The 24,504-nt window shown below is 65.7% G+C and carries 23 protein-coding genes; 11 read left to right on the plus strand and 12 right to left on the minus strand.

Annotated features, from left to right (window positions below; genetic code table 11):
* Window positions 1-18: 18 nt before the first annotated feature.
* The 6 genes from QOC76_RS25470 (at window position 19) to QOC76_RS25495 (ending at window position 7,873) form a co-directional block, all read left to right on the plus strand.
* Window positions 19-1,791, plus strand: a complete 1,773-nt coding sequence (locus tag QOC76_RS25470; protein ID WP_526361673.1) for a DUF7159 family protein — start codon at window positions 19-21, stop codon at window positions 1,789-1,791.
* A gap of 35 nt (window positions 1,792-1,826) precedes the next feature.
* Window positions 1,827-3,365 carry a serine hydrolase domain-containing protein gene (locus QOC76_RS25475; RefSeq protein WP_526361753.1) on the plus strand — a complete coding sequence of 513 codons (1,539 nt, stop codon included), beginning with the start codon at window positions 1,827-1,829 and terminating at the stop codon, window positions 3,363-3,365.
* Between the two features lie 103 nt (window positions 3,366-3,468).
* Complete coding sequence (locus tag QOC76_RS25480) at window positions 3,469-3,930, plus strand: cyclic nucleotide-binding domain-containing protein (RefSeq protein ID WP_526361675.1); 462 nt, start codon at window positions 3,469-3,471, stop codon at window positions 3,928-3,930.
* Window positions 3,931-4,224: 294 nt separating this feature from the next.
* Window positions 4,225-5,379, plus strand: a complete 1,155-nt coding sequence (locus tag QOC76_RS25485; RefSeq protein WP_526361755.1) for a glycosyltransferase — start codon at window positions 4,225-4,227, stop codon at window positions 5,377-5,379.
* Window positions 5,376-6,398, plus strand: coding sequence for a glycosyltransferase (locus QOC76_RS25490; RefSeq protein WP_526361677.1), 1,023 nt, complete (start codon window positions 5,376-5,378; stop codon window positions 6,396-6,398). Before QOC76_RS25485 ends, QOC76_RS25490 begins: the two co-directional genes overlap by 4 nt.
* Window positions 6,395-7,873: a glycoside hydrolase family 130 protein gene (locus tag QOC76_RS25495; RefSeq protein ID WP_526361679.1), complete on the plus strand. Its 1,479-nt coding sequence runs from the start codon at window positions 6,395-6,397 to the stop codon at window positions 7,871-7,873. Before QOC76_RS25490 ends, QOC76_RS25495 begins: the two co-directional genes overlap by 4 nt.
* Before the next feature lie 7 nt (window positions 7,874-7,880).
* Here QOC76_RS25495 and QOC76_RS25500 read toward each other — a convergent pair whose 3' ends face one another.
* From QOC76_RS25500 to QOC76_RS25540, 9 genes are read right to left on the minus strand one after another with little or no spacing between them, the layout of a single operon-like run.
* Window positions 7,881-8,987 carry an ABC transporter ATP-binding protein gene (locus tag QOC76_RS25500; protein WP_526361681.1) on the minus strand — a complete coding sequence of 369 codons (1,107 nt, stop codon included), beginning with the start codon at window positions 8,985-8,987 and terminating at the stop codon, window positions 7,881-7,883.
* Window positions 8,988-9,021: 34 nt separating this feature from the next.
* Entirely contained in the window at window positions 9,022-9,930 is a 909-nt protein-coding gene (locus tag QOC76_RS25505) for a carbohydrate ABC transporter permease (RefSeq protein ID WP_526361683.1), read from the minus strand.
* Window positions 9,927-10,817 (minus strand): carbohydrate ABC transporter permease, encoded by an 891-nt coding sequence (locus QOC76_RS25510; RefSeq protein WP_526361685.1) that lies wholly within the window; start codon window positions 10,815-10,817, stop codon window positions 9,927-9,929. The genes QOC76_RS25505 and QOC76_RS25510 overlap by 4 nt, the downstream gene beginning before the upstream one ends.
* 4 nt (window positions 10,818-10,821) lie before the next feature.
* A complete protein-coding gene (locus tag QOC76_RS25515) occupies window positions 10,822-12,102 on the minus strand; it encodes an ABC transporter substrate-binding protein (protein WP_526361687.1) in 1,281 nt (426 codons plus the stop codon).
* Between the two features lie 12 nt (window positions 12,103-12,114).
* A complete protein-coding gene (locus QOC76_RS25520; RefSeq protein WP_526361689.1) occupies window positions 12,115-13,437 on the minus strand; it encodes an alpha-glucosidase/alpha-galactosidase in 1,323 nt (440 codons plus the stop codon).
* Window positions 13,434-14,396 carry an EamA family transporter gene (locus tag QOC76_RS25525; protein ID WP_526361691.1) on the minus strand — a complete coding sequence of 321 codons (963 nt, stop codon included), beginning with the start codon at window positions 14,394-14,396 and terminating at the stop codon, window positions 13,434-13,436. The genes QOC76_RS25520 and QOC76_RS25525 overlap by 4 nt, the downstream gene beginning before the upstream one ends.
* Complete coding sequence (locus QOC76_RS25530; RefSeq protein WP_526361693.1) at window positions 14,393-15,379, minus strand: N-acetylglucosamine kinase; 987 nt, start codon at window positions 15,377-15,379, stop codon at window positions 14,393-14,395. Before QOC76_RS25530 ends, QOC76_RS25525 begins: the two co-directional genes overlap by 4 nt.
* A gap of 2 nt (window positions 15,380-15,381) precedes the next feature.
* Entirely contained in the window at window positions 15,382-16,515 is a 1,134-nt protein-coding gene (locus QOC76_RS25535) for an SIS domain-containing protein (RefSeq protein WP_526361695.1), read from the minus strand.
* Window positions 16,512-17,831, minus strand: a complete 1,320-nt coding sequence (locus tag QOC76_RS25540) for a D-tagatose-bisphosphate aldolase, class II, non-catalytic subunit (RefSeq protein WP_526361697.1) — start codon at window positions 17,829-17,831, stop codon at window positions 16,512-16,514. The genes QOC76_RS25535 and QOC76_RS25540 overlap by 4 nt, the downstream gene beginning before the upstream one ends.
* A gap of 129 nt (window positions 17,832-17,960) precedes the next feature.
* Between QOC76_RS25540 and QOC76_RS25545 the strand changes: the two genes are divergently transcribed.
* Both QOC76_RS25545 and QOC76_RS25550 read left to right on the plus strand, forming a co-directional pair.
* Complete coding sequence (locus QOC76_RS25545) at window positions 17,961-18,749, plus strand: DeoR/GlpR family DNA-binding transcription regulator (RefSeq protein ID WP_526361699.1); 789 nt, start codon at window positions 17,961-17,963, stop codon at window positions 18,747-18,749.
* A 778-nt stretch (window positions 18,750-19,527) separates the two neighbouring features.
* The gene (locus QOC76_RS25550; protein ID WP_526361701.1) at window positions 19,528-19,944 is read left to right on the plus strand and encodes a hypothetical protein; all 417 of its coding nucleotides are present in this window, start codon (window positions 19,528-19,530) and stop codon (window positions 19,942-19,944) included.
* A gap of 626 nt (window positions 19,945-20,570) precedes the next feature.
* Here the strand turns inward: QOC76_RS25550 and QOC76_RS25555 are convergent.
* Together QOC76_RS25555 and QOC76_RS25560 are read right to left on the minus strand one after the other, a co-directional pair.
* Window positions 20,571-21,467, minus strand: coding sequence for a slipin family protein (locus QOC76_RS25555; RefSeq protein ID WP_526361703.1), 897 nt, complete (start codon window positions 21,465-21,467; stop codon window positions 20,571-20,573).
* 59 nt (window positions 21,468-21,526) lie between these two features.
* A complete protein-coding gene (locus QOC76_RS25560) occupies window positions 21,527-21,763 on the minus strand; it encodes a hypothetical protein (RefSeq protein WP_526361705.1) in 237 nt (78 codons plus the stop codon).
* Window positions 21,764-22,145: 382 nt separating this feature from the next.
* On the opposite strand from QOC76_RS25560, the gene QOC76_RS25565 reads away from it, so the two are divergent.
* From QOC76_RS25565 to QOC76_RS25575, 3 genes are all read left to right on the plus strand, one after another.
* Window positions 22,146-22,889: a TetR/AcrR family transcriptional regulator gene (locus tag QOC76_RS25565; protein WP_526361707.1), complete on the plus strand. Its 744-nt coding sequence runs from the start codon at window positions 22,146-22,148 to the stop codon at window positions 22,887-22,889.
* A 105-nt stretch (window positions 22,890-22,994) separates the two neighbouring features.
* Complete coding sequence (locus QOC76_RS25570) at window positions 22,995-23,153, plus strand: DUF6307 family protein (RefSeq protein ID WP_526361709.1); 159 nt, start codon at window positions 22,995-22,997, stop codon at window positions 23,151-23,153.
* Between the two features lie 79 nt (window positions 23,154-23,232).
* Window positions 23,233-23,430 carry a hypothetical protein gene (locus tag QOC76_RS25575; protein WP_526361711.1) on the plus strand — a complete coding sequence of 66 codons (198 nt, stop codon included), beginning with the start codon at window positions 23,233-23,235 and terminating at the stop codon, window positions 23,428-23,430.
* A gap of 167 nt (window positions 23,431-23,597) precedes the next feature.
* Here QOC76_RS25575 and QOC76_RS25580 read toward each other — a convergent pair whose 3' ends face one another.
* Window positions 23,598-24,416, minus strand: coding sequence for an alpha/beta fold hydrolase (locus QOC76_RS25580; RefSeq protein ID WP_526361757.1), 819 nt, complete (start codon window positions 24,414-24,416; stop codon window positions 23,598-23,600).
* Between the last annotated feature and the right edge of the window lie 88 nt (window positions 24,417-24,504).

The raw sequence follows: 24,504 nt of genomic DNA on the forward strand, positions 1-24,504 counted from the left end.
GAGGCAAGGAGTGAACCTGTGGACGTAGTCCTCGGGGTGGCGGTCACCGGACGGGTGGCGCGTCTGGCGCTGATCGGTTCGTCCGCCTCGAGCGGCCAGGTGTTCGACGAGTATGCGCTCGACCTGACCGGCGACGCGGCGACCGACCTCGCCGACACCATTGTCGGCACCTACCGTGCGGTGGCCGACTCGGGTAACCGGGTGATTGCGACACGGCTCTGTCTGCCCGACGCGTCGGAGGCCGAGACCTTGCGCATGACCGTGTCGAACGCGGGTGTGCAGAACGTCGACGTGGTGACGGAGAGCGAGGCGGCCGCGGCGCTGGCCCGCAGAGTCGGCGCGGACGCCGCGTTGCTGCTGTCGGCCGAAAACACCGTGTCGCTGACGGTGATCGGCGCGGACACAGAGTCGGCGTCGGTGCTGGCGTCGGTGCCCATCGGCTCGGCCGGTGCGGCCGCCGCGTGTGCCGCCGTGCTGGCGCAGGCGCCGCAGGCGACCACCCGGGTGATGCTGGTGGGGCAGCGCTTGGACCTGAATTCCGTTGCGGCCGAGCTTCGTTCGACGACACCGGTGGAGGTGCCGGCGGATCCCGGCTTCGCGATCGCGCGCGGTGCCGCGCAGACGGCCGACGATCCCGGTTTCGCCCCGGCGGGCGCGGCGACGCAGATGGCGCCTGCTGTCGCCGACGCGACGCAGATGGCGCCGGCCGCTTGGGATGCGACGCAGATGGCGCCGGTCGCCGCCGACGCAACGCAGATGGCACCGGCCGCCGCCGACGCGACGCAGATGGCACCGGCCGCCGCCGACGCGACACAGATGGCACCGGCTTCTGATGGAGCAGTCGGGCCGCTGCTGGCCTACTCGCTGGACGAGCCGGACTCCTACGAGATGTCCGCCGACTCGCTCGAGGAGTTCGTTCCGGAGCAGGACGATGAGGCGCCGTACACCGCGGTGATCGCGCCGCCACCGCCGAGGACACTGATGATGGGCAGTGCGCTGGGGTTCGTGCTGATCAGTTTCGCGACGCTGGCCGTCACGGTGGCGGTCACCATCCGGCCGGTCGCCGACGTGCAAGCGCAGCCGGTACCGGCCATCCAGTCGGAGACGGTGCCGGGGCGTTACCTGCCTGCGGTGCCGCACGAGCCGGATCCGGTCGCCCTGCCGATGGCGGTGGTGTCGCCGCCGCCCGCGGCTCCGGCGCTGCCCAGGGTTCCTATCAACCGGGGCCCGGCGATCGACAACGTGCCGGTGGCCCCGCCGGCGGTGCCTGGGCAGGCGCCTGTGATTCCGGCTCCTGAGGTGCCGCCCGTCCCGGTTCCCCCGGACGTTTTCCCGCCATGGAACCCGTTCCCCAGGCCGTCGTGGCCGTGGCCGACGACGACCACCACGTCGCCGACCACCACCACGACGAGTCCCACAACGACCACGACGACCACGACGACGCCGTCGTCGGTCATCCCGGCGCCGAAACCGGAGCCACAGCCCGAACCCGTGCCGGCGCCCGCCTACAAGTCGCCTGCTCTCGCGCCCCAGCCAGCGCCTGCGCCGGTGGCGCCGGCCCCCGCACCCGCACCCGCTCCCGTGGCACCGGCACCGGCAATCGCGCCGGCTCCCGCGATCGCACCCGCGCCTGCGATCGCACCCGCGCCGGCGCTGGCTCCTGCACCAGCTCCCGTCATACCGGAGGCGCCGTCGGGCGGCAGTGGGTCCTCCAGCAGTGGAAGCGGATCCTCCAGCGGAGGTGGCGGTGCCGTTCAGGCGCCCGCGACGACGCCGGTGTTGTCCCCGTAACCCCTCGCCGCCGAGCAGTGACAAGATTGAGCGTCATGTTCGGCAAGGCGTCTGCGGGAAAGAGCATCGCGGTTGGCGCTGCCGTGCTCGCACTCGCTACGGCTTGCTCACGCGGGGATGCACCGCCCCCAACCACCGCCGAGCAGACACCGCAGGCCCAGGTCGTGCAGGCACCCGCGCCGGTTCCCACAACGACGTTGCCGCCAGAGGCGCCTCCTGACCCGGCATTCAACAAAGTCTCCGACTTGATCAACCGCGCTATCGCGGCGAACGAATTGCCCGGTGCCGTGGTTCTGGTCGGGCACGACGGCAAAGTCGTCTTTCACCAGGCGTACGGCGAGCGGAAGCTCGCGGCGGAGCCGGGGTTGGATGGCTCGCCCACACCGGCGGAGCCGATGACCGAGGACACGATCTTCGACATGGCGTCGCTGACGAAGCCGCTCGCCACCGCGCCCGCCGTCATGCAGCTGTACGAGCAGGGCAAGGTGAAGTTCGACGATCCGGTGCAGAAGTATCTGCCGGACTTCAACCCGGCGAACGATCCCGTGCGGGCACAGGTGACGGTGCGCATGTTGCTCACGCACACGTCGGGCGAAACGGGTGACGTCGAGCTCAAGGATCCATGGGGCCTAGGCCAAATCGACAGAGCAGAAGGTTTTCATCGGGCGCTGGCGACGCCGTTGGAGTCGACACCGGGCGCAGGCGTTCGCTACTCCGACATCAACTTCGTACTGCTGGGCGCGATCGTCGAGAAGCTCACGGGCGAGACGGAAGACGACTACGTCCAGCAGAACGTCTTTGCCCCCCTGGGCATGAATGAGACCCGCTATCTGCCCGCGAGCAAGGTGTGTGGTCCGCACGTGATGAGGGGTGCGGCGCTGGCTTGGGCGCCTGAGACAGCGGGATTCGCGCCTGCTGGGTGCCCGGCAGACACATGGAGCATCAGCCTGTTGTCACGAATCGCGCCGACGGCGAGGGACGAGGAGAACAGGGGAGACCCGGGCAAGAATCCCGACCTCGACTATCTGCTGCGGGGCTCGGTGAACGACACGACGGCGCGGCGGATGGGCGGAGTGGCCGGGCATGCGGGTGTGTTCTCGACGGCACACGATGTCGGCGTCTATGCGCAGGCGCTGCTCGACCGGCTGGCGGGCCGGCCGAGCACGTATCCGCTGACGCAGGCGACCGTCGAGTTGATGACGAGTCCGCAGCAGCCCGGGCATAGCGCTGGGCAAGTCGAGGCGGCGAATGAAGCGAACCGAGAGGCAATCGCAAATACGCCGAGGACGTCGGACCCGATGCTGGCGCCGCGGTATCCGGCGATCAGGGGACAGAACCTGCGCGGCTTCGGCTGGGACATCGACACCGGTCAGTCGACGCCGCGAGGAGAGGTCTTTCCCATCGGCAGCTTCGGCCACACCGGATTCACGGGCACCAGCATCTGGGTAGATCCGGGCTCGGATACCTATGTGGTTCTGCTGACGAATTCCATCCATACGAGGGGCAGTCCACCGGCCTCAAAGCTGCGGGGAGACGTGGCGACGGCAGCTGCTCAGGCCGTCGGACTGTCGTAGCGCAGGCGACGGCCAGGGCCAGGTTTTGCGGTTTGCGCAGACGGGAGGCGGTTTCTCGCTACGCTCCGGTTATCGGATCCGTCGGAATCGGGGAGAGAGCACTATGAGCGAGCGTCAGGTCGCCCGTGAGAAGGCCCGCGCCATCACCGGGCAAGAGGCAGAGGACGTACGGCAGCTACGGGAGTTCGAGGGCTTCGCGAAGTTCTCCGAAGACGATCTGAAGCGCGTCGTCCAGGCGTCGCATCGCACGTCGACGTCGGGGCCGTGGCCGCTGATCCGTGAGCAGACCGTGTCGGACGCCTGCTACATCCTGCTTACCGGTGAGGCGGCGGTGTACGTCGGCTCGGACAAGATCGCGACGGTCAAGTCGGGAGAGGTGATCGGCGAATCGGCGCTCAGGCGCGGCAAGTTGCGCGGTGCAACGGTGACGACGACCGGGCGGGCCGAAGTGCTGCATATCGACCGCGATGACCTCGACCGCCTGCTCGACGACGTACCCGCCCTGCGCGCACTCATCGAGGACACGATTACGCGACGCGTACCGGGCGCGGCAACGGCCGATTGAGCCGAAGTTCGGTGCCCTACCAGCCGACTCACTCGCCGAAATCGTCGAGCACCTGATCCCCGTTCGAATTCTGCGCCTCTGAAAGCTCTTCGCGTGGGACTCCCCGACGTCGCGGTTAGCCGTTTTAGGTGTACCGTTGAGGCGTTGGTAACCCAGCCAGTCCGGAACGCATTCGCCGTCTTCCGCTGATCGCCGAGCAACCGCTCATGCCGGGCACGCAGGAAACAACCGTCAATCGGGATTACCTTGAGCGCTCAACCCTTCTTTCCAACCAGTCCGTCCCCCTATACGTCGATTCTCGATCCTGTTGAGGGGCAAAGGTTTTCCCGAACTGCTCGTGTCGGCATCCTCAGTACCTATGCGCCGACGCATTGCGGACTGGCCACGTTCACCGCTGCCCTGTCCGACGCCTTGTGCGCGAATGGCGCCGATGTGAGTGTCGTACGCGTGGCCGACGACGGGGCACGTTCCTCGAGCGAGCGGGTGATTGGGGAGCTGGACAGCGGTTCGGCGACCTCCGTTGGTGCGAGCTCCGAGCTGCTGAACCAGAACGACGTCGCCGTTATTCAGCATGAGTACGGAATCTATGGTGGTGTCGACGGAGACGACGTGGTGGACGTCATCGAGGGGCTATCTGTGCCATCGATCGTCGTCGCCCACACAGTCCTCAAAGATCCGACGCCACACCAGCGTTCGGTTCTGGAAGCGATCGCGGCGATGGCGGATCATGTGGTCGTCATGTCCGAGGCTGCGAGACAGCGGTTGTGTCTCGGATTCGACGTGGACCGCCGTAAGGTCACCACGATCCCGCACGGCGCGGCCATCACGAGCGGCCCGGCTCTGAAGCGTCCGAGTCGGCCCACCCTCCTGACGTGGGGACTATTAGGCCCTGGGAAGGGTGTGGAGCGGGTGATCGAGTCGATGAGTTCATTGAAGGACCTGCCCGGCCGCCCAAGGTATCTGGTCGCCGGCCGGACGCACCCGAAGGTGCTTTCCGGCGATGGCGAGGCATATCGCGATGCCCGAATGGAGCAAGCCCGCCGCAGTGGCGTAGCCGATTCTGTGACCTTCGACTCCCGCTACTGGGGCGCGTCGAAGTTACCTGCCCTCATTCAGTCCGCGGCGGTCGTCGTACTGCCCTATGACTCCACCGATCAGGTCACTTCTGGTGTCCTGGTCGACGCGATCGCGTGCGGTAGGCCAGTTGTGGCCACCGCGTTCCCGCACGCTGTCGAGCTCCTCGGTACTGGAGCCGGCATCGTCGTCGACCACGACGATCCGGACGCCATGGCGTCTGCCCTGCGCCGAGTGCTGACGCAGCCGCGTCTCGCGGGCTCCATGGCTGCGGAGGCCCGTCGATTGGCGCCGGAGATGGCGTGGCCGGTGGTGGCGAGCGCATACCTGAGTCTGGCGGACAAGCTCCTCGCCGACCGGCGGGTGCTGGTATGACCGCCGCGTCGTCGCCTCCCAAGTTCGACCATCTGCTGCGCCTGACCGACGGTAGCGGCACCTTCGAGCATGCGTGCTTCGCCGAACCCCGGCCCGAGCACGGCTACTGCACCGACGACATGGCCCGCGTTCTTGTGGTGGCCACCCGAGAACCCGACGCCGACGGCCCGGTAAAGGGTCTCGCCGGGATCGCAGTGCGTTTCTTGAACGAGGCGCAAGCCTACAGCGGTGGCTGCCGAAATCGGATGAACCGCAACGGCAGTTGGGCCGACGAGCCGACCACGGGGGACCATTGGGGCAGGTGTTTATGGGGGCTCGGTACGGCCGCCGCTCACAGTGACGTCGGCATTGTTCGAAAGTTGGCGGTGATCCAGTTCGGGCGCGCCGCGCAGACACGGTCGACATCGCCGCGTGCGATGGCTTACGCCGCACTGGGAGCCGCTGAGCTTCTCGCCGTCGACCCCGAGCACGCCGCCGCGCGCAAGCTAGTCACCGACTATGCGGTGTCGCTCGCCGCGCCTAATGGCGACAGCTCTTGGCCTTGGCCTGAGCCGCGACTGGCCTACGCGAACGCGGTGCTTCCCGAGGCGATGATCGCTGCGGGAGCTGCGCTTGAAGCCACGGCATTGCAGCAGCGTGGGCTGGATCTTTTGGGTTGGCTGCTCGACTTCGAATCGGCTGACGGCCATTTGTCTCCCACCCCGGCGGCCGGCAGAGGGGTCGACGATGTCAGGCCCGCTTTCGACCAGCAGCCAATCGAGGTGGCCGCATTGGCCGATGCGTGTGCGCGTGCCGCCGCCGTCGACGCCGCTGCGACCTGGCCCGATGGTGTCGCGGCCGCTGCCGCTTGGTTCCAGGGTGCCAACGACTCAGGACAGGTCATGTGGGACTCGGAGACCGGCGGCGGGTTCGATGGACTTCTCGCTGACGGGGTGAACCAGAACCAGGGCGCTGAGTCGACTCTGGCTGTGATCTCGACATTGCAGCAGGCTCAGCGTTTCTCCGTTGTGCCTCAATGACTTCGGTGCAGGACGGGCTCGTCACACGTAGCCCGCAGCGCCTCGCCGCCGATCCGTCGAGGGTCATCACCCGACTTTTTGTCCCCGGGCAGGAAGGTTTCGAGCACCAGGATTCCCGGGCGGGAGCCGTGCTGAGACGCATCCTTGCCCTCGACGAGGATGAGGTGCGTTCATCGTTGGATGATGTCGTCACGCGCTTCGACGGGCGGCACCGAGACCTGGTCGGCACCTTCCACCGGCATGCCGGTGAACTCGCCGATCGCCTGGATGCCGACATTCATCGGTCGCTGCCACGAATGTTGTTGCTGGGAGCCACATTTACCAGTGAATACGCCATCGAGGCTGCGGCATTGTGCAATCCGAGCGTCGTCGCCCATCCGGATCAGGTGGGAACGGCCGCGGGCAGCCTGCGATTCGTGATGAGCGTTCGAGGTATCGGCGAAGGGCACCGGTCATCCATCGGGTTTCGGACGGGCGTGGTCGACGCGCAGGGCGGCGTTACGGTCGACCCTCCGGCCCGGTTCGCCACCGTCGGAACGGTCGGGACGACGCTCCTCGACGCTTCCGTGTTCCGCAGTGAGCTGGCGCGGCTTCGCGACGCTGGCGAGGCTGCCGACTACGTTCTCGATGCACTGGGCGACAGGTTCACCAGAGCCGACCTCGACGAACAACTCGACACGCTTCAGACACACATGAGCACCCGCGGCCGTGCGCAGCAGACGATTTCGCTGATTCGGGCCGTCGCCGAGCGGTTTTACGCCGTCGCATTCGCCGACGATATACCGCTCTCCGAGCGGGTCCTGCACCCGGCGATGGGCGCCGAAGCGGCGGGTATGGAGGACGCGCGCTTCGTCCGCTTCGTCGACGACGACGGGTCGGTCACGTTCTATGCCACCTATACGGCCTACAGCGGAACCCACGTCAGCCAGCAGCTCCTGGAGACGGCGGATTTCCAGTCGTTCACGTCCACGCCGATGGCTGGGAACGCCGCGTCCGACAAGGGCCTGGCACTATTCCCGCGTCGGATCCGCGGACGCTTTGCCGCCATGTCGCGGTCAGACCGCGAATCGAATTCTGTTGCCTATGCCGATGATCCGTTCATTTGGCCAGACTCCGTCCCATGTCAGCAGCCCACGCAAGCCTGGGAGGCGTTGCAGCTCGGTAACTGCGGACCGCCCATCGAAACCGAGGCTGGGTGGCTGGTGCTCACGCACGGCGTCGGCCCGATGCGTACCTACCGGATCGGGGCGATCCTGCTCGATCTCGAGGAGCCGACCCGCATCATCGGACAATTGCGGCGGCCGCTGCTGAGCCCAGCCGCCGACGAACAGGACGGTTATGTCCCGAACGTCGTCTACTCCTGCGGTGGACTCGTGCACGGCGAGGCGTTGGTGATTCCCTACGGGATCGCTGACGCGGCCATCGGCATCGCGACCGTGCCGCTGCGTGAGCTGCTCGCTGAGCTCGGCGGCTGACGGCCGCTCAGAGCGCGATGCGCTCCTGACTGCGTCGGACATCGCCGGTATCGGCGTCGAAGAAGTACGTGGACTCCGGCGGCATCTCGAGCCCGATCCGGGTTCCGGCGTCGTAGTCGGTGCCTGCCGGTGCCTGAAGCACCACCCGCGTCGCCGCGGATCCGGACGACGAGTCGTTCTGCGCCTCCACCAGCGCCGTCACCAAGACGTGACTGCCCAGCGGTTCGGTGAAATCGACGCGCGCAGGCACCATGCCCTGGGCGTAGCGGCTGTGTAGTCGCAGATGCTCGGGGCGCACGCCGACCGTGACCGGACCGTCCGGTGATGGAACCGCCGTCACGACCGTGCTCCCGACGTGCAGGACTCCGGACCGAACGTCCGCCGGAATGAGGTTCATCGGCGGACTGCCCATGAACGCCGCGACGAACGTGTTCGCCGGATGGTTGTAGATCTCGTCGGGGGTTCCGATCTGTTGCACCTCGCCGCCCGCCATCACACACAGCCGATGGCCGAGCGTCATCGCTTCCACCTGGTCATGGGTGACGTAGATGGATGTGACGGGAACTTCACGGTGCAGCCGCTTCAGGTCGCCGCGGACCTGGTTGCGGAGTTTCGCGTCGAGATTCGACAGCGGTTCGTCGAGCAGGAACGCCTGGGGCTGACGGACGAGCGCGCGTCCCATGGCGACACGCTGGCGTTGGCCACCGGAAAGCTGGCCGGGCTTGCGGTCGAGCAGCTGGTCGATCTCCAGCAGCTTGGCCGTCTCGCGTACGCGTCGATCCACCTCGGCGCGCGGTGTCTTGCGTTGCCGAAGCCCGTAGGCCAGATTGCGGTAGACCGACATATGCGGATAAAGCGCATAGTTCTGGAACACCATCGCGATGTCGCGCTGCCCGGGAGCCAGGCCGTTGACGACGGTGCTGCCGATCCTGATCTCTCCCGACGTCGGCTTGTCGAGACCTGCGAGCAGTCGCAGCGCGGTGCTCTTCCCACACCCCGACGGTCCGACGAGGATCAGGAATTCTCCGTCCGACACGGTCAGGTTGAAATCGTTGAGCGCCAGCACCCCACCCGGGTAGCGGCGCGTCACGTCATGGAACTCTACTTCCGCCAACGCAACTCCTTTCTCGACGTCGTGGCTGCCACGATCAGCCCTTCAGCCCGGTGCTCGCAACGGATTGAACGAAATACCTCTGCGCTCCGATGAACACGAGCAGCATCGGCAACAGGCTCATGACGTTGGCCGCCATCAGAAGCGGCCACTTGACCCGGTGGGCACCCTGGAAATAGCTGAGCCCCAACGGGATCGTCATCTGATCCTGCGAGGTGATGACGATCAGTGGCCACAGGAAGTCGTTCCAGGACGTGAGAACGGTGAGCGCCGCCAAGGTCGACAGCGCCGGCAGCGACAGCGGCAGTATGATCCTGAAAAGCACACCGATGCGTGACGTCCCGTCGACCCGGGCCGCCTCCTCGAGTTCCACGGGGACCGTCAGGAAGAACTGGCGCAGGAAGAAAATACCGAACGCCGTCGCGAGGTTCGGCAGCATCAGGGCGCCGATGTGGTCGATGCCCAGCCCCGCCCACACGTTGTCGCCGAACCATTTGACGATGAGGAAGACCGGAATCATCGTAACCTGGAACGGCACCATCAGCGTCGCCATCAAAGTGACGAAAAGTGCTCCGCGCCCGAGGAATCGAACGCGCGCGAAGGCGTAACCGGCGAGGCTGCAGACCACTAGGTTGCTGACGAGCACCACCAGCGTCACCAACGCGCTGTTGACGAAGAAGTGCCCGAACGGTGCCGCTGCCCACGCCTCGGAGTAGTTCGCGAACCGCGGACTCTCGGGGAACAGCACCGGCGGGAAGCGGTTCGCCTCGCCTTCGGTCTCCAGGGAGGTGACGAGCATCCACAGCAGCGGGACGATCAAGATGAACGTCACCGGAATCAGCACCAGATGCCACGGGCTGAACGGCAGCCGCAGCCGACGGCGCCGGCGCGGCGACTCGGTATGCGGCGCAGTCGTTTCGGTGGGCGGCAGCTGTGTGGTCGTCACGAGTGCACGTGCCTACGGGCGATCCGGAACTGCACGGCGGTGATCACCAGGATGACGACGAACAACGCGTAGGCCATCGCCGCGGCATACCCGGCGTCGAACTGCACGAACGCCCGGTCCCACAGGTAGTAGACGACGACGGTGGTGGCGCGCAGTGGGCCGCCCCTGGTGGTGACGTACACCTCGTCGAAGAGCTGCAGCGCGTTGATCGTCAGCCACACGACGAGGAACAGGTTCGCGGGCCCGAGCAGCGGCACGGTGATGGTGCGGAACCGGGTGAACGCACTCGCTCCGTCGATCGCGGCCGCCTCGTGCAGTTCCGCCGGAACACCCTGCAGCGCGGCCAGATACACGATGACCGAGAAGCCTGTCCAGCCCCAGATCGTCATCGCCACGACGACGTACAGCGCTTGCGTCGGTGAGGCCAGGAACGGTTGCGACGGCGCGCCAACGGCGTTGAGCGCCGCATTGACCAGCCCGTAGTCCCGGTCGGTCAGCCACAAAAAGATGATGCCCTGCGAGATGGTCGACACCGCCATGGTGATGTAGGCGACTGTGCGGTAGACCGAGATGAAACGCACCGAGCGGTTCAGCGCGGCGGCGACGAACAGCCCGACGAGCATCGTGGCGGGCACGAACAACGCCGTGTAGATGATGGTGTGCTTGATCGCCTCGACTAAGACCGGGTCGTCGGCCAGCTTCCGGTAGTTGTCGAAGCCGACCCACGGTGTCTCCGGTGTGAGCAGGTCGGACTTCTGGAACGACAACTGCAGCGACATGAGCACCGGCAGCAGGCCGAAGATCCCGATCAGGATGACCGCGGGGCTCACCAGCGCCCACCCGGACACACTGTCGGTGCGGCTCAGCCGCCGAAGCAATGCAGGCATCGGCCTACTTCTCGGCCAGCTTCGCGTCGGCGGCTTGGGCGGCGGAGTTCAGGGCGGCCGCAGGCTGGTCCTTGCCGAGCATGACCGCCACGATCGCCTGGCCGAGCGCTTCCGAAACCGCCGGATACTGTTCGACCTGCGGCCTGACGGTCTTGACGTTCTTCAGGTTCGCCACGAACTCCGCGGTGCCGGGCACATTCTTGTTCAGCTCGTCCAGGACGGATTTGTCATCACCGACGGACGCGCGGATCGGCAGGTCGCCGGTGCCCAGCGAGAACGCCTTGACCTGTTCGGGCGCCGTCAGCCACTTGACGAAGTCGATGGCCGCCTGCTTCCTCTTGTCGCCGTTGTTGAACACCACCCAGTTGTCGGGGCCGGCGATGGTCTGGTGTCCGCCGTTCGAACCGGCGTAGGTGGGCATCACCTGCACGCCGTAGTCGATGTCGGACAGCGAGCTGAGATCCCACGGGCCGGTGACCAACATCGCGATTTTGCCGCTGTTCATCAGTTTCGGCCCGTTCTCGTTGGTGGTGTCGAGGTAGAGCGACTTGTCGTCGACCGCCATCTGCTGCAGCGTCGTCAGCGCCTTGACACCGGCCTCGGAGTTGAAAGCGGCCTTGGTGTTGTCCGGTGTCAAGATGTTGCCGCCGGCCTCCCACAGCATCGGAATGTAGTGCCAGACCGTGTCTTCGCTGCCGTCGGCGGGGATCAGCCAGCCGAACTGGCCCTTGGCGGGGTCGGTCAGTTTGGCGGCCGCCGCGCGGAAATCGTCCCAGGTCCAGTTCGGCGTCGGCGGCGCGACACCGGCGTCGGCGAACAGCTTCTTGTTGTAGACGATCGCGAGGTTGTCCACCAGTGCGGGGACGCCGACGACCTTGTCGCCGACCTTTGTGGCATCCCGCTCGGCCTGATAGAAGTCGTCCCACTTCCAATCCGGTTTCGACACTTCGTCTTTCATGTCGACGACCTGCGGGATCTTGGCGATGTTCGGCGACCAGGACCCGAACATGTAGGCGACGTCCGGTGCGCTGTTGCCCCGGACCGCGGTGAGAACCTTCTGCAGCACGAGGTCGTTGGAGGAGTACAACTCGGACACCTTGACGTCCGGATGGTCCTTGTTGTACTGGTCGATCAGGCCCTTGAAGACGTCGCCCTCGGTGTCCTGGTAGCCGTGCCACACCGCGATCTCGGTGGGGCCGGACGACGAGTCGCCGCCGCCACCGCACGCGGCGAGGACGAAGGCGAGGACGGCGACCAGGGGGATACACAACCTGCGTCGAATCACGGCGGACACTCCTTAGTTGGCGAAATCTCGGGCGAGGGTGGAGCGCAGCGATGGGGGTAGCAGGTCGCCGTGCGCAGCGGTCAGGTCGTCGCACAGTCTCCAGATCTGATCGACGGTCAGCGTCGCGGCGGTGTTCGGATCCACCATGGCCGCCGCGCGCACCAGACGCGGATCGCCGTCGACAGCCGCGCGCACCGTGAGGTCGACCGGCCCCAGAAAACTCCTGTTGAGCGCCGCGCACTGCGGCGGAAGGTCGCCCACCTTCATCGGGTGTGAACCCAGCGAGTCCAGCAGTGAGGGCACCTCGACCGCCACGCCGTCGGGCAGGTTGGTGATCAGCCCGTCGTTGACGACGTTGGCCGAGATGACCCGCGGTGTCCCGGTCTCCAGGGAGTGGATCACCTGCGGGGCGTACTCCGTGGAACTGGTATCGATTGCCAGCGACTGCGTGTCGGCCAATTCCTTTCGTACTCTGTGATACTCGGCCACGTTGGCTTCGCTGATCGACATGTACTCGCCGACGTTGATGCGCAGCCGCTCGATCTCGTCGGGATGATGCAGGTACCACGGCACGTATTCGCTGCTGTGTTCGCTGGTTTCGGTGGGGTAGTAACCCAGCCGCCGGTACATGTCGACCCGGACACGCCTGCGCAGTTCCGGATCGGCGGCGATGCGCTCGTCCAGTAGCGGATAGAGATTCTCGCCGCGGCGCTCCCACCGCAGCACCCACGCCTGGTGGTTCACGCCGGCCGACCAGTAGGACACGTCGTCGTAGGGCACGTCGACGAGTTCGCACAGGCCGACCATCGTCCAGTACACGGAGTGACACAGGCCAAGCACCTTCAGCCGCGGGGCGACCGCATGCAGGAACGAGATGTTCATGGCCATCGGGTTGGTGTAGTTAAGCAACCAGGCGTCGGGGCACACCTCCGCCATGTCGCGGGCGATGTCGGCCAGGACGGGAAAGGTGCGCAGGCCGCGGAAGATTCCGCCGACGCCGATCGTGTCACCGATGGTCTGGTTCAGCCCGTAGCGCGCCGGGATCTCGAAGTCGCGCACGGTGGCCTCGTGTACGCCGACCGCGATGACGTTGATGACGTAGTCCGCACCGTCGAGTGCCCGGCGGCGATCGCGGGTGGCCACTACCTCGGGTTCGGCGCCGGCCGCGCGGGCGGTGGCGCGGGCGATCGCCTCCGCCGTCTCCAGCCGTTCGTCGTCGATGTCGTGCAGCACCACCCTGGTCGAGCTCAGCTCAGGGAAGGACAGGATGTCGCCGAGCAGTTCGCGGGTGAACTCGACGCTGCCCGCGCCGATGATGACGACGGTGGGTTTCACTGCACCGGCCGCTGTTCGGTGGTTGCGGGCGCGTCGGCGACGACTGCCTCGGTGAGGGCCTCGCCGCGCTTCTCGTCGCTGTAAACCATCAACGTCGAGCCGACAAGCGCCAGCACGATGCCGATCGCGCCGTAGGGAGTGGGCAGCGTCTGGTAGGCGATCAGCGAGATGATGACGGTGAGCGCGGGTGCAAGGGCGTTGGTGGTGGGCGCCACGATGGAGGCCTTGCCGCGGGCGAGGGCCATCACGAGGAACAGGGCGCCGACGGCGTTGAGCACCTGCGTGATCGCCGTCAACGCGGGTGCCTGCCAAGGGAAGTCGGTGGGGATGCCGCCGAGCGAGATCAGGGCGACCGGGATCAGGAGCAGCCCGCTGATGGTCATCCATCCGAACGTGGTTGCTTCGTTGACGCCGATCGTCGCGGTCTTGCGCATGAAGTACGCCTGTACGCCCCACGCCACGCAGATCAGGATCGCCAGCAGAAGCCAAGGCCCGTGCGAACCCTCGGATCCGCCGCCGGTGATGGTGAACATGACGATTGCCGCCAGTGCCAGGACGAGGCCGACGACGGCCAGCGGTGAAATCCGCTCGCGCAGAAGCACCATCGCCATGATCACGGTGATTGCGGGGGAGATCGAGACGATCGGGAAGATGAGGTAGGCGGGCCCCATTGTGAGCGCCTGGAACAAGATCAATTGGCCGCCGGCACCGGTGAGCCCGATGATCAGGCCGTAGATCGTTGCGGCAGGACGACGGTCCCAGCGTTGGCCGCGCAATATGAACGCGGCCGGGATGATCATGGTCAGCGCCCAGATGCTGTAGATCATCTCGTCGGGATAGCCGTACTTCGTGGAGGGCAGGGCAGAGAACGCGCCCCAGACGCCCCAGAACAGGATGAGCAGAGCGGCGTAGAAAATCCAGCTGCGGGTCTGTCCGGTGGCGGCAGTGGTCTCAGTCACGATGGTTCACCTCGTCTGGTTGTGTCGGAAAGGTGTTGCACGGCATCCGGACTCAACGGACGTCCGCTGTGCTTGGCGGCGTACAGCGCGGCGCCCAGCGCCGGGTCGAGCCGCGGGCGTTGCAGGTCGTACTTGGCGGGTGCGCCCTGCAGCGCGGTGACGAACAGGGTGCGGAAGCCGTCGTCGCTGAACATTCCGCCCGAATACGACACCGGGACGGTTTCCTGCTCGGTGAACCCGACGAGCGCGCGGGTCGTTTCGATCAGCGTGACAAGCTCATCGGCCGCTGCGGACAGGACGCGCGCCGACGCCTCGTCACCGGTGCGTGCGGCTTCGCAGACCGTGGTGGCCAGGGCGGCGATCTTGCTGCGGTTCCCCTTCCACGTGTCGATGACCAGGCTGACCACGTCCAGGTCACCGGCGACCTGCAGGCGGTCCTTCATGAGTTGAAGCAGCGGACCGTGCGGCAGCCTGCCGTCACTCATCCGGGAGAACGCGTTGAGCCCCTGCGTGGCAATCCAATACGCCGAACCCTCGTCGCCGAAGAGCTCACCCCAGCCGCCGACCCGGTGGCCGACGCCCTGGCGCTCGCCGTAGGTCATCGACCCGGTTCCGCTGATGACGTTGATGCCGTCCTCGCCGGCGAGCGAGCCGGCCCAGCCGCAGACCATGTCGTTGTCACAGCTGTACCGGTCGTGGCCGAGCACACCGGCCGGCACGGCGTCAAGTTGCTCGATGTCACCGCTGGCCTCGCCGTAGCCGGGAAGTCCGAAGAAGGCCGCATCGATATCCGCCGGTGCGATTCCGGCCTGGGTGCAGATGTCCGTAACGCCTTGCGCGAGGGCCTTTTCGACGACGTCGAAGCCGTCGTTGAAGTAGTAGGACGTCGGCGCGGTCGCGCGGGCGACGACCCCTCCGGTGTCGTCGATGAGCGCCAACGCGGTCTTCGAGCCCCCGCCGTCGACTCCGAGATAAAAGGCCATGCCTACGCTCCGCTCTTCGCCATCGGATAAATAGTGACGCCCTGCACGACGCGGTTGACCTCACCGGAGGGGAACGGGTTGTCCGGTGTCTTGCGGTGTTCCAGCGCGGTGAACAGCGCGAGGTACTGAGCGAACACCAGATACGGGAGTGCGACAAGAGCGTCGTCGAAACCGTCGAGGCCCGGCAATATTACAGCGGGACCGTGGGTTTCGGGGATCGGCTCGGCGCTGAGCACGACGACTGCGTCCTGGCCGAGCTGGGCGCGGATCTCGGCGATGATGTCGAGGTCGTAGCGACGGGTGTACGGGTCAGTGGAGACGTAGACGACGACGAGCGTGTCGGCGTCGAGCGCGGACTTCGGCCCGTGCCGGAATCCCAGCGGGGAGTCGAAGTAGGTGACAGCTTCGCCCGCAGTCAGTTCCAGCATCTTCAGCGCGGACTCGTGTGCGAGTCCTTCCAGCGGTCCGCTGCCGAGGTAGACGAACCGCTGCTTTTTGGTCTGCGCCAGGGCGGCGATGTCGGGCTGAAGAGTGGCGACGTGCTCGGCCGCGGCGGCGAGCGCCTCACCGTTGTCGGCGGTAGCCGGCCCGAGCAGCAGCAGGCTTGTCAACAGCATCGAGGTCAGGCTCGACGTCATCGCGAACCCGCGGTCGTTGGTGCGTTCCGGCATGAACACGACGCGCGAGTTGGCGCGGCCGCTGTGCGCCCGGCCCAATTCACCGTCGGGGTCACAGGTGAGGACGAGATGCCAGATGTCGTCGACGAGTTCGTCGGCCAATGCGGTGGTGGCGAGGCTTTCCGGGCTGTTCCCGGAGCGGCCGAACGACACCATCAGCGTCGGGGTGTTGGGCTCCAGGTAGTCGAGCGGGCTGGCGACGATGCTCGTGGTCGGTATGGCCTCGACGCGTCGCCCGAGATGACGCCGGAGCACGGGCGCCGCGATGTCGCCGATGAAGGCGGAGCTACCCGCCCCGGTCAGGATGATCCGGATATTGGCGCGGCCGGTGAGGTCACGCAGGAACTCTTTGGCTGCGCCATCGGCGCTCTGCGAGACCTCGCGCCAGACGTCGGGCTGCTGGCCGATCTCGACAATCGTTGCGCCGCCGTCTTTCTGGGCGGGCAGTGAATCGGTCATTCGGTCACTCCAGACACGGCTCGGGCGTAGGGGCGCATCGCGTCGCGGATCCGATCGATGACCAAGGCCTGCGGGTTGGGCTCGAGGTCACCGGCGCGGATCCGGTCGTACTGGTAGGGGAGGAACTGGCTGATGAGTGGCATCGGGATACCGGTGCGGTCGAGATTCTGCAGAAGGGTCCGGCGCGCGGCGTCGACCTCGTCGTCGGCCCAGTAGTAGCGCAGCCGGTCGCTGTAGCTGTAGCGCCGGGCGGTGCGCTGGGTGAGCGGGTCGCCCTCGTAGTAGCCCTGCCAGTATTCGGGGTTGGCGAGCATCCTCCGCTCGACGACCTCGATCAGGTTGGACCGCGATGGCCGTGCAACGAGCTCGTTCTCGATGAGGGCCAACGCGAACAGGGCTTCTCGCATCGCGAAGGTGAGGGCGGGGCCGACCTTCAGCACGGCCCAGTGGTCTTCCACCAGTTCGCGCAGCTGCGCGGGCCGCTGATAGTCGGTGGAGTGCGCTTCGAAGACCAGGTGGTCCTCGTCGTCGAGGACGCGCCTCAGTTCGGCTGTGGCGTCGCGCTGGTAGTCGATGACGTGGAGGTGGTCGAACTCGACGCCGGGCTGCACGACCAGTGCCATGACGCGGAGCCAGACGTGGTCCAGTCCGGAGTCGGCGAAGGCTTTGCGATGGGCCGCGACGGTACGCCGGGCGCGGTCGGCGGGGGTCGGGGTGAGGACGCCGAGGGTCTCGTGGGCGCCGCCGGGGACGGGCACCTCGGTCCCGATGACGTACATGGGTGCGCCGACGCCGGTGCGGTGGGCGGTGTCCTCGGCAACGAGCATCAGGCGGGCGGTTCGCTGCGCGACGACCTCGTCGTCGAGGACTGTCGGGTCGTCGGCACAGGACATCGAGCAGTCGAGGTGGATTTTGGCGTAGCCGGCCTCGACGTAGGCGGCGATGACTGTCTCAGCCTTGTCCATTGCGGCACTGGCGGTTTCGCGTTGCCAGCGGTTGGGACCGAGGTGATCGCCGCCGAGGACGACGCGGTCACGTGGGAACCCGCGTTGGTCGGCGATGGCGAGCACGAGGTCGCGAAACTCGGGAGGACGCATGCCGGTATAGCCGCCGAATTGGTCGACCTGATTCGAGGTGGCCTCGATGAGGACATAGCTGCCGTCGGCGGCGGCTTGCACCATGGCGGCCTCCACGACGGTCGGGTGGGCGGAGCAGACGGAGTAGATCCCGACGACTTCGCCGGCTTTGTGCCGGCTGATCGTGTCGGCCAGCCAGTTGACCCGTCGAGGGGCCTGCGCGGTGGCGACCGATGTCACCCGGCGACCCGGCGGCCGAACGTATGCAACATTCGTCGATAATGAGAAGCTCGCTCATAGTGCGCAACGGATAGCCGCCAAGTGATCACTAAAATTGATCGTTTGCACTGATTGGGAGGAGTCGCCGTCATGTCGATCAGGCGAACCGACCGGATGCGTGAGGTGCTGTCACTTCTGCGCGAGCGCGGCGAGGTCGACTCGCAAGTGTTGCGAAAAGAGTTTCGGGTGTCGGCGGCGACGCTCCGCCGCGATCTGGGCGAACTCGAGGAGCAGGGGCTGTTGGTGCGAACGCATGGCGGAGCGAGGGCGCTGGACCCCAGCGGAAGTGAGATCCCGGTGCGGCTGCGGGATCATCGGATGGTCGCGATCAAACGGCGGATCGCGCAGCACGCGGCGGCGCTGGTGCCGGCGGGCCCGCAGGCGGTGGCGCTGACGGGTGGGGTGACGACGGGGGAGGTGGCGCGATCGCTGAAGGGGCGGCCGCAGATGACGATCGTGACGAACTCGCTGACGATCGCGGCGGACTGTGCTGTGGACGCTCACATGAAGGTGATCATGACGGGCGGCCTGGTGAGGGCGAATTCGATGGAGGCGGTGGGGCCGATGTCGGAGCAAGCGTTCCAGGTGATCAACGTGGGCACGGCGGTCCTCGGCGCTGACGGGATGTCGGCGGAGGTGGGCGCGACCACGTTCGACGAGGCCGAGGCCCGCACAGCGATCGCGATGGCCGCCAATGCGCAACAAGTCGTCGTCGCCGTCGACGGCTCGAAGATCGGCAAGGTCACGCTCGCAAAGATGGTGCCGCTCAGCGAAATTGACCATCTCGTGACCGACTCGACGGCCGATAGTGGGCAGTTGGAGCTCATCGAGGCGGCAGGCGTGCACGTCCACGTGGTCGAGGTGGGCGACGACGGATAGTCGTAGGCGATCAGCCATCGATCGCGGTGACCATAGCGGCCACCGCGTCGGTGATCGCGCATGCGCCAGGGCGAGATAGCGGCGGGGGTCGTTGACTTCTGCATCGGCGTCGAGGTGGGCGCGAACCGGCGGTGAAGCGGAGGTTGAGAAGTGTGCCGACGTACCGGGACGGCGGCACGAAGCCGTGCGATGAGGTCGAAGTCCAGCGCGGCGGTGCGTGCCGACATCGCGTGGGAACTGCGTGAGCTGCTTGCTGAGCTCGGGAGTTGAGAGTTGGGACGACCAACCCGACGCAGTGCGATCGGTAACAGTGTTGGCCAACATTGTTGACAAGTGGTCTGTCAGCGCGTTTACTGAAGACCTAGTCTGGGAACCGCGGGGCGGCGCCGTTGCTATGCGTTCGCCGTCCACATCGATGCGCTTCCCGCTCAATCCGCCTAAACGGGTTTCAGACCATCGCATAGCGGTGACCACGCCGGACACCCCGGAGCGCTCGCATGGCCACCCGTTATCTAAAGGAGAACGGATCATATGAACACGTACAACGCAACCCGGCTGGGTGACTCTCGCGCAGCGTGGTTAGTGCGCCCCGACCATTCGATGGTGGGTATGCAGGACAGGATGTCCACGCGCGGCGGCGAACAGATGCGTGGGGATCGGCAACTTCAGCCTGCACCTTCGGTGATGTACGGGACCTGGTCTGTCGATTTTGACGGAACGCCGATGACGGCGGTCCCGGTCACCGGTGACGTGAAGTTCCGAGCAGTCGGGAACCACGATGACTAAATATGACGACCAACAACGAAACACCCTTCGCGAGAACGCGATACATGTCGGCGCCGGCTTCGTGGCGAGGGAACGTGCGCACATAGTCGACATGTTGTCAGCGCTCGGGCCCCACCTGGGAAGGTGGGATCCGAGTGATGTGGACTTAGAAGTCTCCCTGCAGGACCGCGGCGGCAAGGAACAGCGCGTCACATTGCGCACTATCCTGCCTGGCCATCAGCCGCTGATAGCGGTCGCCGAGAACCCGGACATCGACCACGCGCTGTCCGAAGCGAAGCGAGAGCTGATCCGCCAACTCGAACACCAGAAGTCGGTGGACGAGCCCATGAACAACCGCCGGCTTCGGCGCGCCACGATCCGGCATCCGGGCGCTTCCGTGCCGCCGCAGAGCACCGAAACCGAGACCTAGTCCAGCGCAAGCACGTTACCGCGGGCAGATAGAGAGACACAGTCATGACGCACATATCCGATGAACGCGTTGTCGGCAATCATGCTGACATGGGCGCTTCGCCTCGCGCAGTTTCCCGAAAGTCGTTAACCCTTAACGAGATACTTCGTGCAGGTGTAAGTCGCAGAACCAGACGGAGGGAAGTAGCTTCGGCCGAGTCTGTCTGGGATTCGGAAGGTGGGTCGGTGTCCAGCGGTGCCGAGGGGTTACCGCAGACACCGTCTCGCCGTGGCCACTGACCCCCAAAGGGCCCCAGGGATTCGGTCGATGACCTGGTGTCGATGCTCTGCCGTCGTCTCGCGCATCTCGGCAGGTGGTCCGCACTCACTCGGGTTCTCGTAATAGCCCAATTCTCCGCCGCACGGCCGGATCGTCAGGCCATCCAAATGGTTACGCAGCCTGCTGCAGGCTTTCTCGCCGTGCGCGTAAGGGGCACTGTCCGACACAGTACGACCTGCCCTACAGCAGTAATTGAACTGTGCGCCAATATCTTTCAAGGCTACAAGGTAAATAGACTGGCACTTCCCGACCCGCGCCGCGCGCGCCCGACACCGCCCGACCGAGTAGTTCGGCGTTGTGGAGCGCGCTCACGCATGCCCGGGTTCTACAGCCGCACCGTTCGCGGGCTCGCCGCTGGTTGCCACGTCCGTCCACGACATCACCGGCGATTCGGCCGGGGCGGGTGGGGTTGTGATCTCTTTTGCGGCGGCGGTTTCCCGAGTGAGGAAGCTGCTGATCTCGCCGATAGCGCTCATCATGGGTGCGGGGAATACCACTGTGGTGTTCTTCTCGACTCCGAGCTCGGCCAACGTCTGCAGATTGCGCAGTTGCAGTGCGAGCGGGTGCGCCATCATCGTGTCCGATGCATGACCAAGGGCGGCGGCTGCCATCGATTCGCCCTCGGCCGCAATGATTTTGGCACGTTTTTCCCGCTCGGCCTCGGCTTGCCGGGCCATCGCGCGTTTCATGCTTTCGGGTAATTGAATGTCCTTGAGCTCGACGAGGTTGACTTCCACGCCCCACTCGAGGGTCGCCACATCGAGGATCTTCTGGATGTTGTCGTTGATGACGTCGGTTTCGGAGAGCGCCTCGTCGAGGGTGTGCTGACCGACCACCTTGCGCAGTGTCGTCTGCGCGATCTGGTTGATGGCGGATCCGACGTTCTCGATGGCGATGACGGATTTCACCGCGTCGACGACTCGGAAGTAGGCGACTGCGGAGATATCGACGCTTACGTTGTCGCGGGTGATGATGCCCTGCGATTGGATCGGCATCGTCACAATGCGCAGCGACACGCGTACCAGCCTGTCGATCACCGGGATGATCAGGGCCAGGCCGGGTTCCTTCACTCCGACCACCTTGCCGAGCCGGAACAACACACCTTTCTGGTATTGCGTCACGACCTTCACCGATTGCGTCAATGCGATGAGGGTGACGACGGCGACTACGGCGGTAACGACCAAAAAGACGGTCAGAGCATTCATGGCATGTCCTTGATTTGAGGTTCGCAGTGGGGGCGCTCCGTGTGGCTATTCCGCAGCCGTCATCCAACGAGCCGGTGGACCCTCTGCTCGTTCAATTGGTCGCGGGAGGTGACTGCTTCGCTTCGATAGGCCGTCGCTCGATGCTGCAGGCTGCACGCCAGGGCCTCCTCCGCTTGATCGCGGATCGTTTCGCACTTGCCGCGGCGCTCATGGGTAAGTGTTGCGTAGGCCACGAGGGCGAGCACCAGTGTCGCGAACGCGGCAACGACTATCAAAACAACTGAGTTGGTAACCATGTCGGCTCCCTTAGGTTGGTCGAGCCGGTTAACGCATCTGTCGGTGGTGTGCCGTGGCCCCGCCAGCAGGACTCGAGTCGGAGCGACGCCACCGCGCCGACCGCGATCCCAAAGAGGAACAACGTGCCGGTCGACCCCGTGGGGTGATAGCCGAACACGGAAGCATCGGTCTGCGGGCGGGCCGCCCCTGCATTGCTCCGCACGCCGCGATCGCGGCGACGAGGAGACAACCAACCAACGGTGACAAGCGGTCGAAGCCTCTCATCTGCTGGTAGATCTCCAGTACACACTCATTCCGTGCCGAAGTCAACAGCGTTGACACATAGCGTTAACATACATCCGGTAGACGTGATGAGCGACCTGGAGGGAAGTTCTGCGCGCGATGACGAAACAGCGGACCTCGCCGGATTCCGGCGCCGACAGAATTGACCCGTCCGCCGCGGCCGCCGGCCAAACCGACGGTCCGGTCAACAGGTCAGTGATCCTGCAGGCGGCGCTGGGGATCATCGACCGTGACGGTATCGACGGGTTGTCGATGCGCCGCCTCAGTGAGGAGGTGGGCCGGGATCCGACAGTGCTCTATCGACACGTACCGGGTAAGGCGGCGCTGCTAGACGGTGTCGCGGAGATCGTGCTCGGTCAACTACGGGTAGATACGGCCGATCCAGACTGGGCGAGTCAGTTGCGCACCGTCGCCCACGAGTTCCGCCGGTTAGCCGTCACACACCCAAACGTGGTGCCGTTGTTGGTGACTCGGCCGCTAACGACTCCATTAGGACAGCGGCCGCCGGGGATGCTGCGGCCTCTCGAGGATGTTGTCGCCCTGCTCACGTCCTCCGGCTTCAGCGGGGCAGATGCCCTGCACATCTACCGGGTGCTCTTCGGCTATCTACACGGCCACATCCTCACCGAGCTGCAAGAGGTGATCGAACGACCGGAGGAGACCGATGATGTGTTGCGGCTGGGCTTGCACCGGCTGGCGGTCACCGAGTTCCCACAGGTGCGCGCCTTGGCATCGGTGCTGGCGACCTACGACGGAGAGGCTGAGCTCGACCGCGGCCTCGATCTGCTGTTCTTTGGACTCACGGCGACACTGACGACGCCGGACGGGTCGTCTCGATCGTGATGGGGGGCAACGGGCTACACAACGCACGTGACGAAAAGGGCGTACCGTCAGGACTATCGGGCCGCTCGGTTGCGAGCGAAGATGCTCGACTATGAAGGAAAATTCATGGCTTCGCCAACAATGCCCCGCACGCCCTATGACCTACGCGTCCAGCTTGTCGAGGACATCATCAAGAGGCACTCGAAGATCGGTAACGAGGCCGCAGGCGAATTGGCCGTGCAGATCCTCCTCGCGCTGAATTCAATCCCCGAGAAGATCCGCTGACCAGCGGCCCGCGGCATCCCACTCACATTTTTGATCTGACCCTTGCCGCCATTGGCCGGCGCATCTGGAGGCTTCGACAATGGCAGTTACCGTGACACTCCGCGACGGCGCAACCGACAAGTACATGCGGTTCGGCGATTCCTACATCAAGCACAACGACGGCGGGCTCGATGTCGTCCGCGGCGGTGCGAAACAGCCGTACAGCTACGCGCCAGGGGACTGGGCCGACGTTGAAGGCAACGAAAAGAGTTGGAAGAAGGGCCTTTTCTGGGGCTGACCGATCACCCGTGGTCGTCGAGCACCTTCGCCGGGGATGATCGACGGGCTCGGCGGGTCGCTGTGACGCGGTGCCGCATTGCAGCGACAAGGTATTTGTGTCGGGTGCGTGTCACGGAATTGCACTGAGCCCAAAATGCTGTGACGTGCCCGCACGGCGTGAAGTCTTCAATGCGACAGCGGCACGATGGTGTCGGCGTCGCCGTGCCACCACCGCACCGGCGCCGCGACGTCGGAAAGCCGAAAGCCCCAGTCGCGCCCGAAGAGTCGCGCGTCGTCGATAATGGCCTGGAAGCGACCCTTCGCCAGAAGGACGAGGTCGTCGATGAACATGCCCTCCATCTCGGGATCCTGCAGCACACGCCGGTCGCCTTCGGGAACCGCGCTGGCGTAGGCCTGGCAGGCGTAGTGCGCCAGAGGCAGCAGCGGCAGCGCCAATACGTTGACGGTCTCGCTCAATGGGCGGCGCAGGGCATGCAGCAGCACCGCGAAGCGCCGAGCCAACTCGATGGCGCCGGTCGCAAGAGCGTCCGGGCCGACGGACGGGACAACACCGCCGAGCACCGCCACGGCCGCGACCCGGCCACTGAGCGGGGGCACTGCCGCGCACGCCAGCGCATATGGCCCGCCGCCGGAGAGGCCGACGATGCCGAGTCGCTGAGCGCCGATGGCCTCGGCAACATGCGCCATGTCTGTCGCCCAGTCGGCCACCGACTCATACGGGTGCGGGTCCGACAAGCCCGTACCGGGTCGTCCCACTGAGACCACACGCAGGCCGAGCTTCTCGGCGGCGCGACGGCCGATCAGCGGAAATTGGCGCCTGCCGCCGGGTGTGCCGTGGAACCACAGCACCGGCTCCCCCGATGGGTCGCCGAACTCGGCGAAGCCCAGACGACGGCCGGTGGGCAGGTAGAAGCGACCTTCGGCGCGCGGCTTCTCGACGCGTGGAACGCGGAAGGGGTGCCGCATCGGGTTGGTCATTGGCATCTTCATCGGGGGTGATGATCCGTCATCGTGCAATGCTCACAGCGTGTCGGCCATTCCGGAGACGCTTTACGCGAAAGACGGTGACCCG

This window comes from Mycobacterium sp. (genome assembly GCF_032159565.1).
Lineage (GTDB): Bacteria > Actinomycetota > Actinomycetes > Mycobacteriales > Mycobacteriaceae > Mycobacterium.

Coding starts and splice junctions, on each gene's coding strand:
- QOC76_RS25475 (WP_526361753.1), top strand. CDS start 1,827: ATGTTCGGCAAGGCGTCTGCGGGAAAGAGCATCGCGGTTGGCGCTGCC.
- QOC76_RS25480 (WP_526361675.1), top strand. CDS start 3,469: ATGAGCGAGCGTCAGGTCGCCCGTGAGAAGGCCCGCGCCATCACCGGG.
- QOC76_RS25490 (WP_526361677.1), top strand. CDS start 5,376: ATGACCGCCGCGTCGTCGCCTCCCAAGTTCGACCATCTGCTGCGCCTG.
- QOC76_RS25495 (WP_526361679.1), top strand. CDS start 6,395: ATGACTTCGGTGCAGGACGGGCTCGTCACACGTAGCCCGCAGCGCCTC.
- QOC76_RS25510 (WP_526361685.1), bottom strand. CDS start 10,817: ATGCCTGCATTGCTTCGGCGGCTGAGCCGCACCGACAGTGTGTCCGGG.
- QOC76_RS25530 (WP_526361693.1), bottom strand. CDS start 15,379: ATGGCCTTTTATCTCGGAGTCGACGGCGGGGGCTCGAAGACCGCGTTG.
- QOC76_RS25535 (WP_526361695.1), bottom strand. CDS start 16,515: ATGACCGATTCACTGCCCGCCCAGAAAGACGGCGGCGCAACGATTGTC.
- QOC76_RS25545 (WP_526361699.1), top strand. CDS start 17,961: ATGTCGATCAGGCGAACCGACCGGATGCGTGAGGTGCTGTCACTTCTG.
- QOC76_RS25550 (WP_526361701.1), top strand. CDS start 19,528: ATGACTAAATATGACGACCAACAACGAAACACCCTTCGCGAGAACGCG.
- QOC76_RS25555 (WP_526361703.1), bottom strand. CDS start 21,467: ATGAATGCTCTGACCGTCTTTTTGGTCGTTACCGCCGTAGTCGCCGTC.
- QOC76_RS25560 (WP_526361705.1), bottom strand. CDS start 21,763: ATGGTTACCAACTCAGTTGTTTTGATAGTCGTTGCCGCGTTCGCGACA.
- QOC76_RS25565 (WP_526361707.1), top strand. CDS start 22,146: ATGACGAAACAGCGGACCTCGCCGGATTCCGGCGCCGACAGAATTGAC.
- QOC76_RS25570 (WP_526361709.1), top strand. CDS start 22,995: ATGGCTTCGCCAACAATGCCCCGCACGCCCTATGACCTACGCGTCCAG.
- QOC76_RS25575 (WP_526361711.1), top strand. CDS start 23,233: ATGGCAGTTACCGTGACACTCCGCGACGGCGCAACCGACAAGTACATG.
- QOC76_RS25580 (WP_526361757.1), bottom strand. CDS start 24,416: ATGCCAATGACCAACCCGATGCGGCACCCCTTCCGCGTTCCACGCGTC.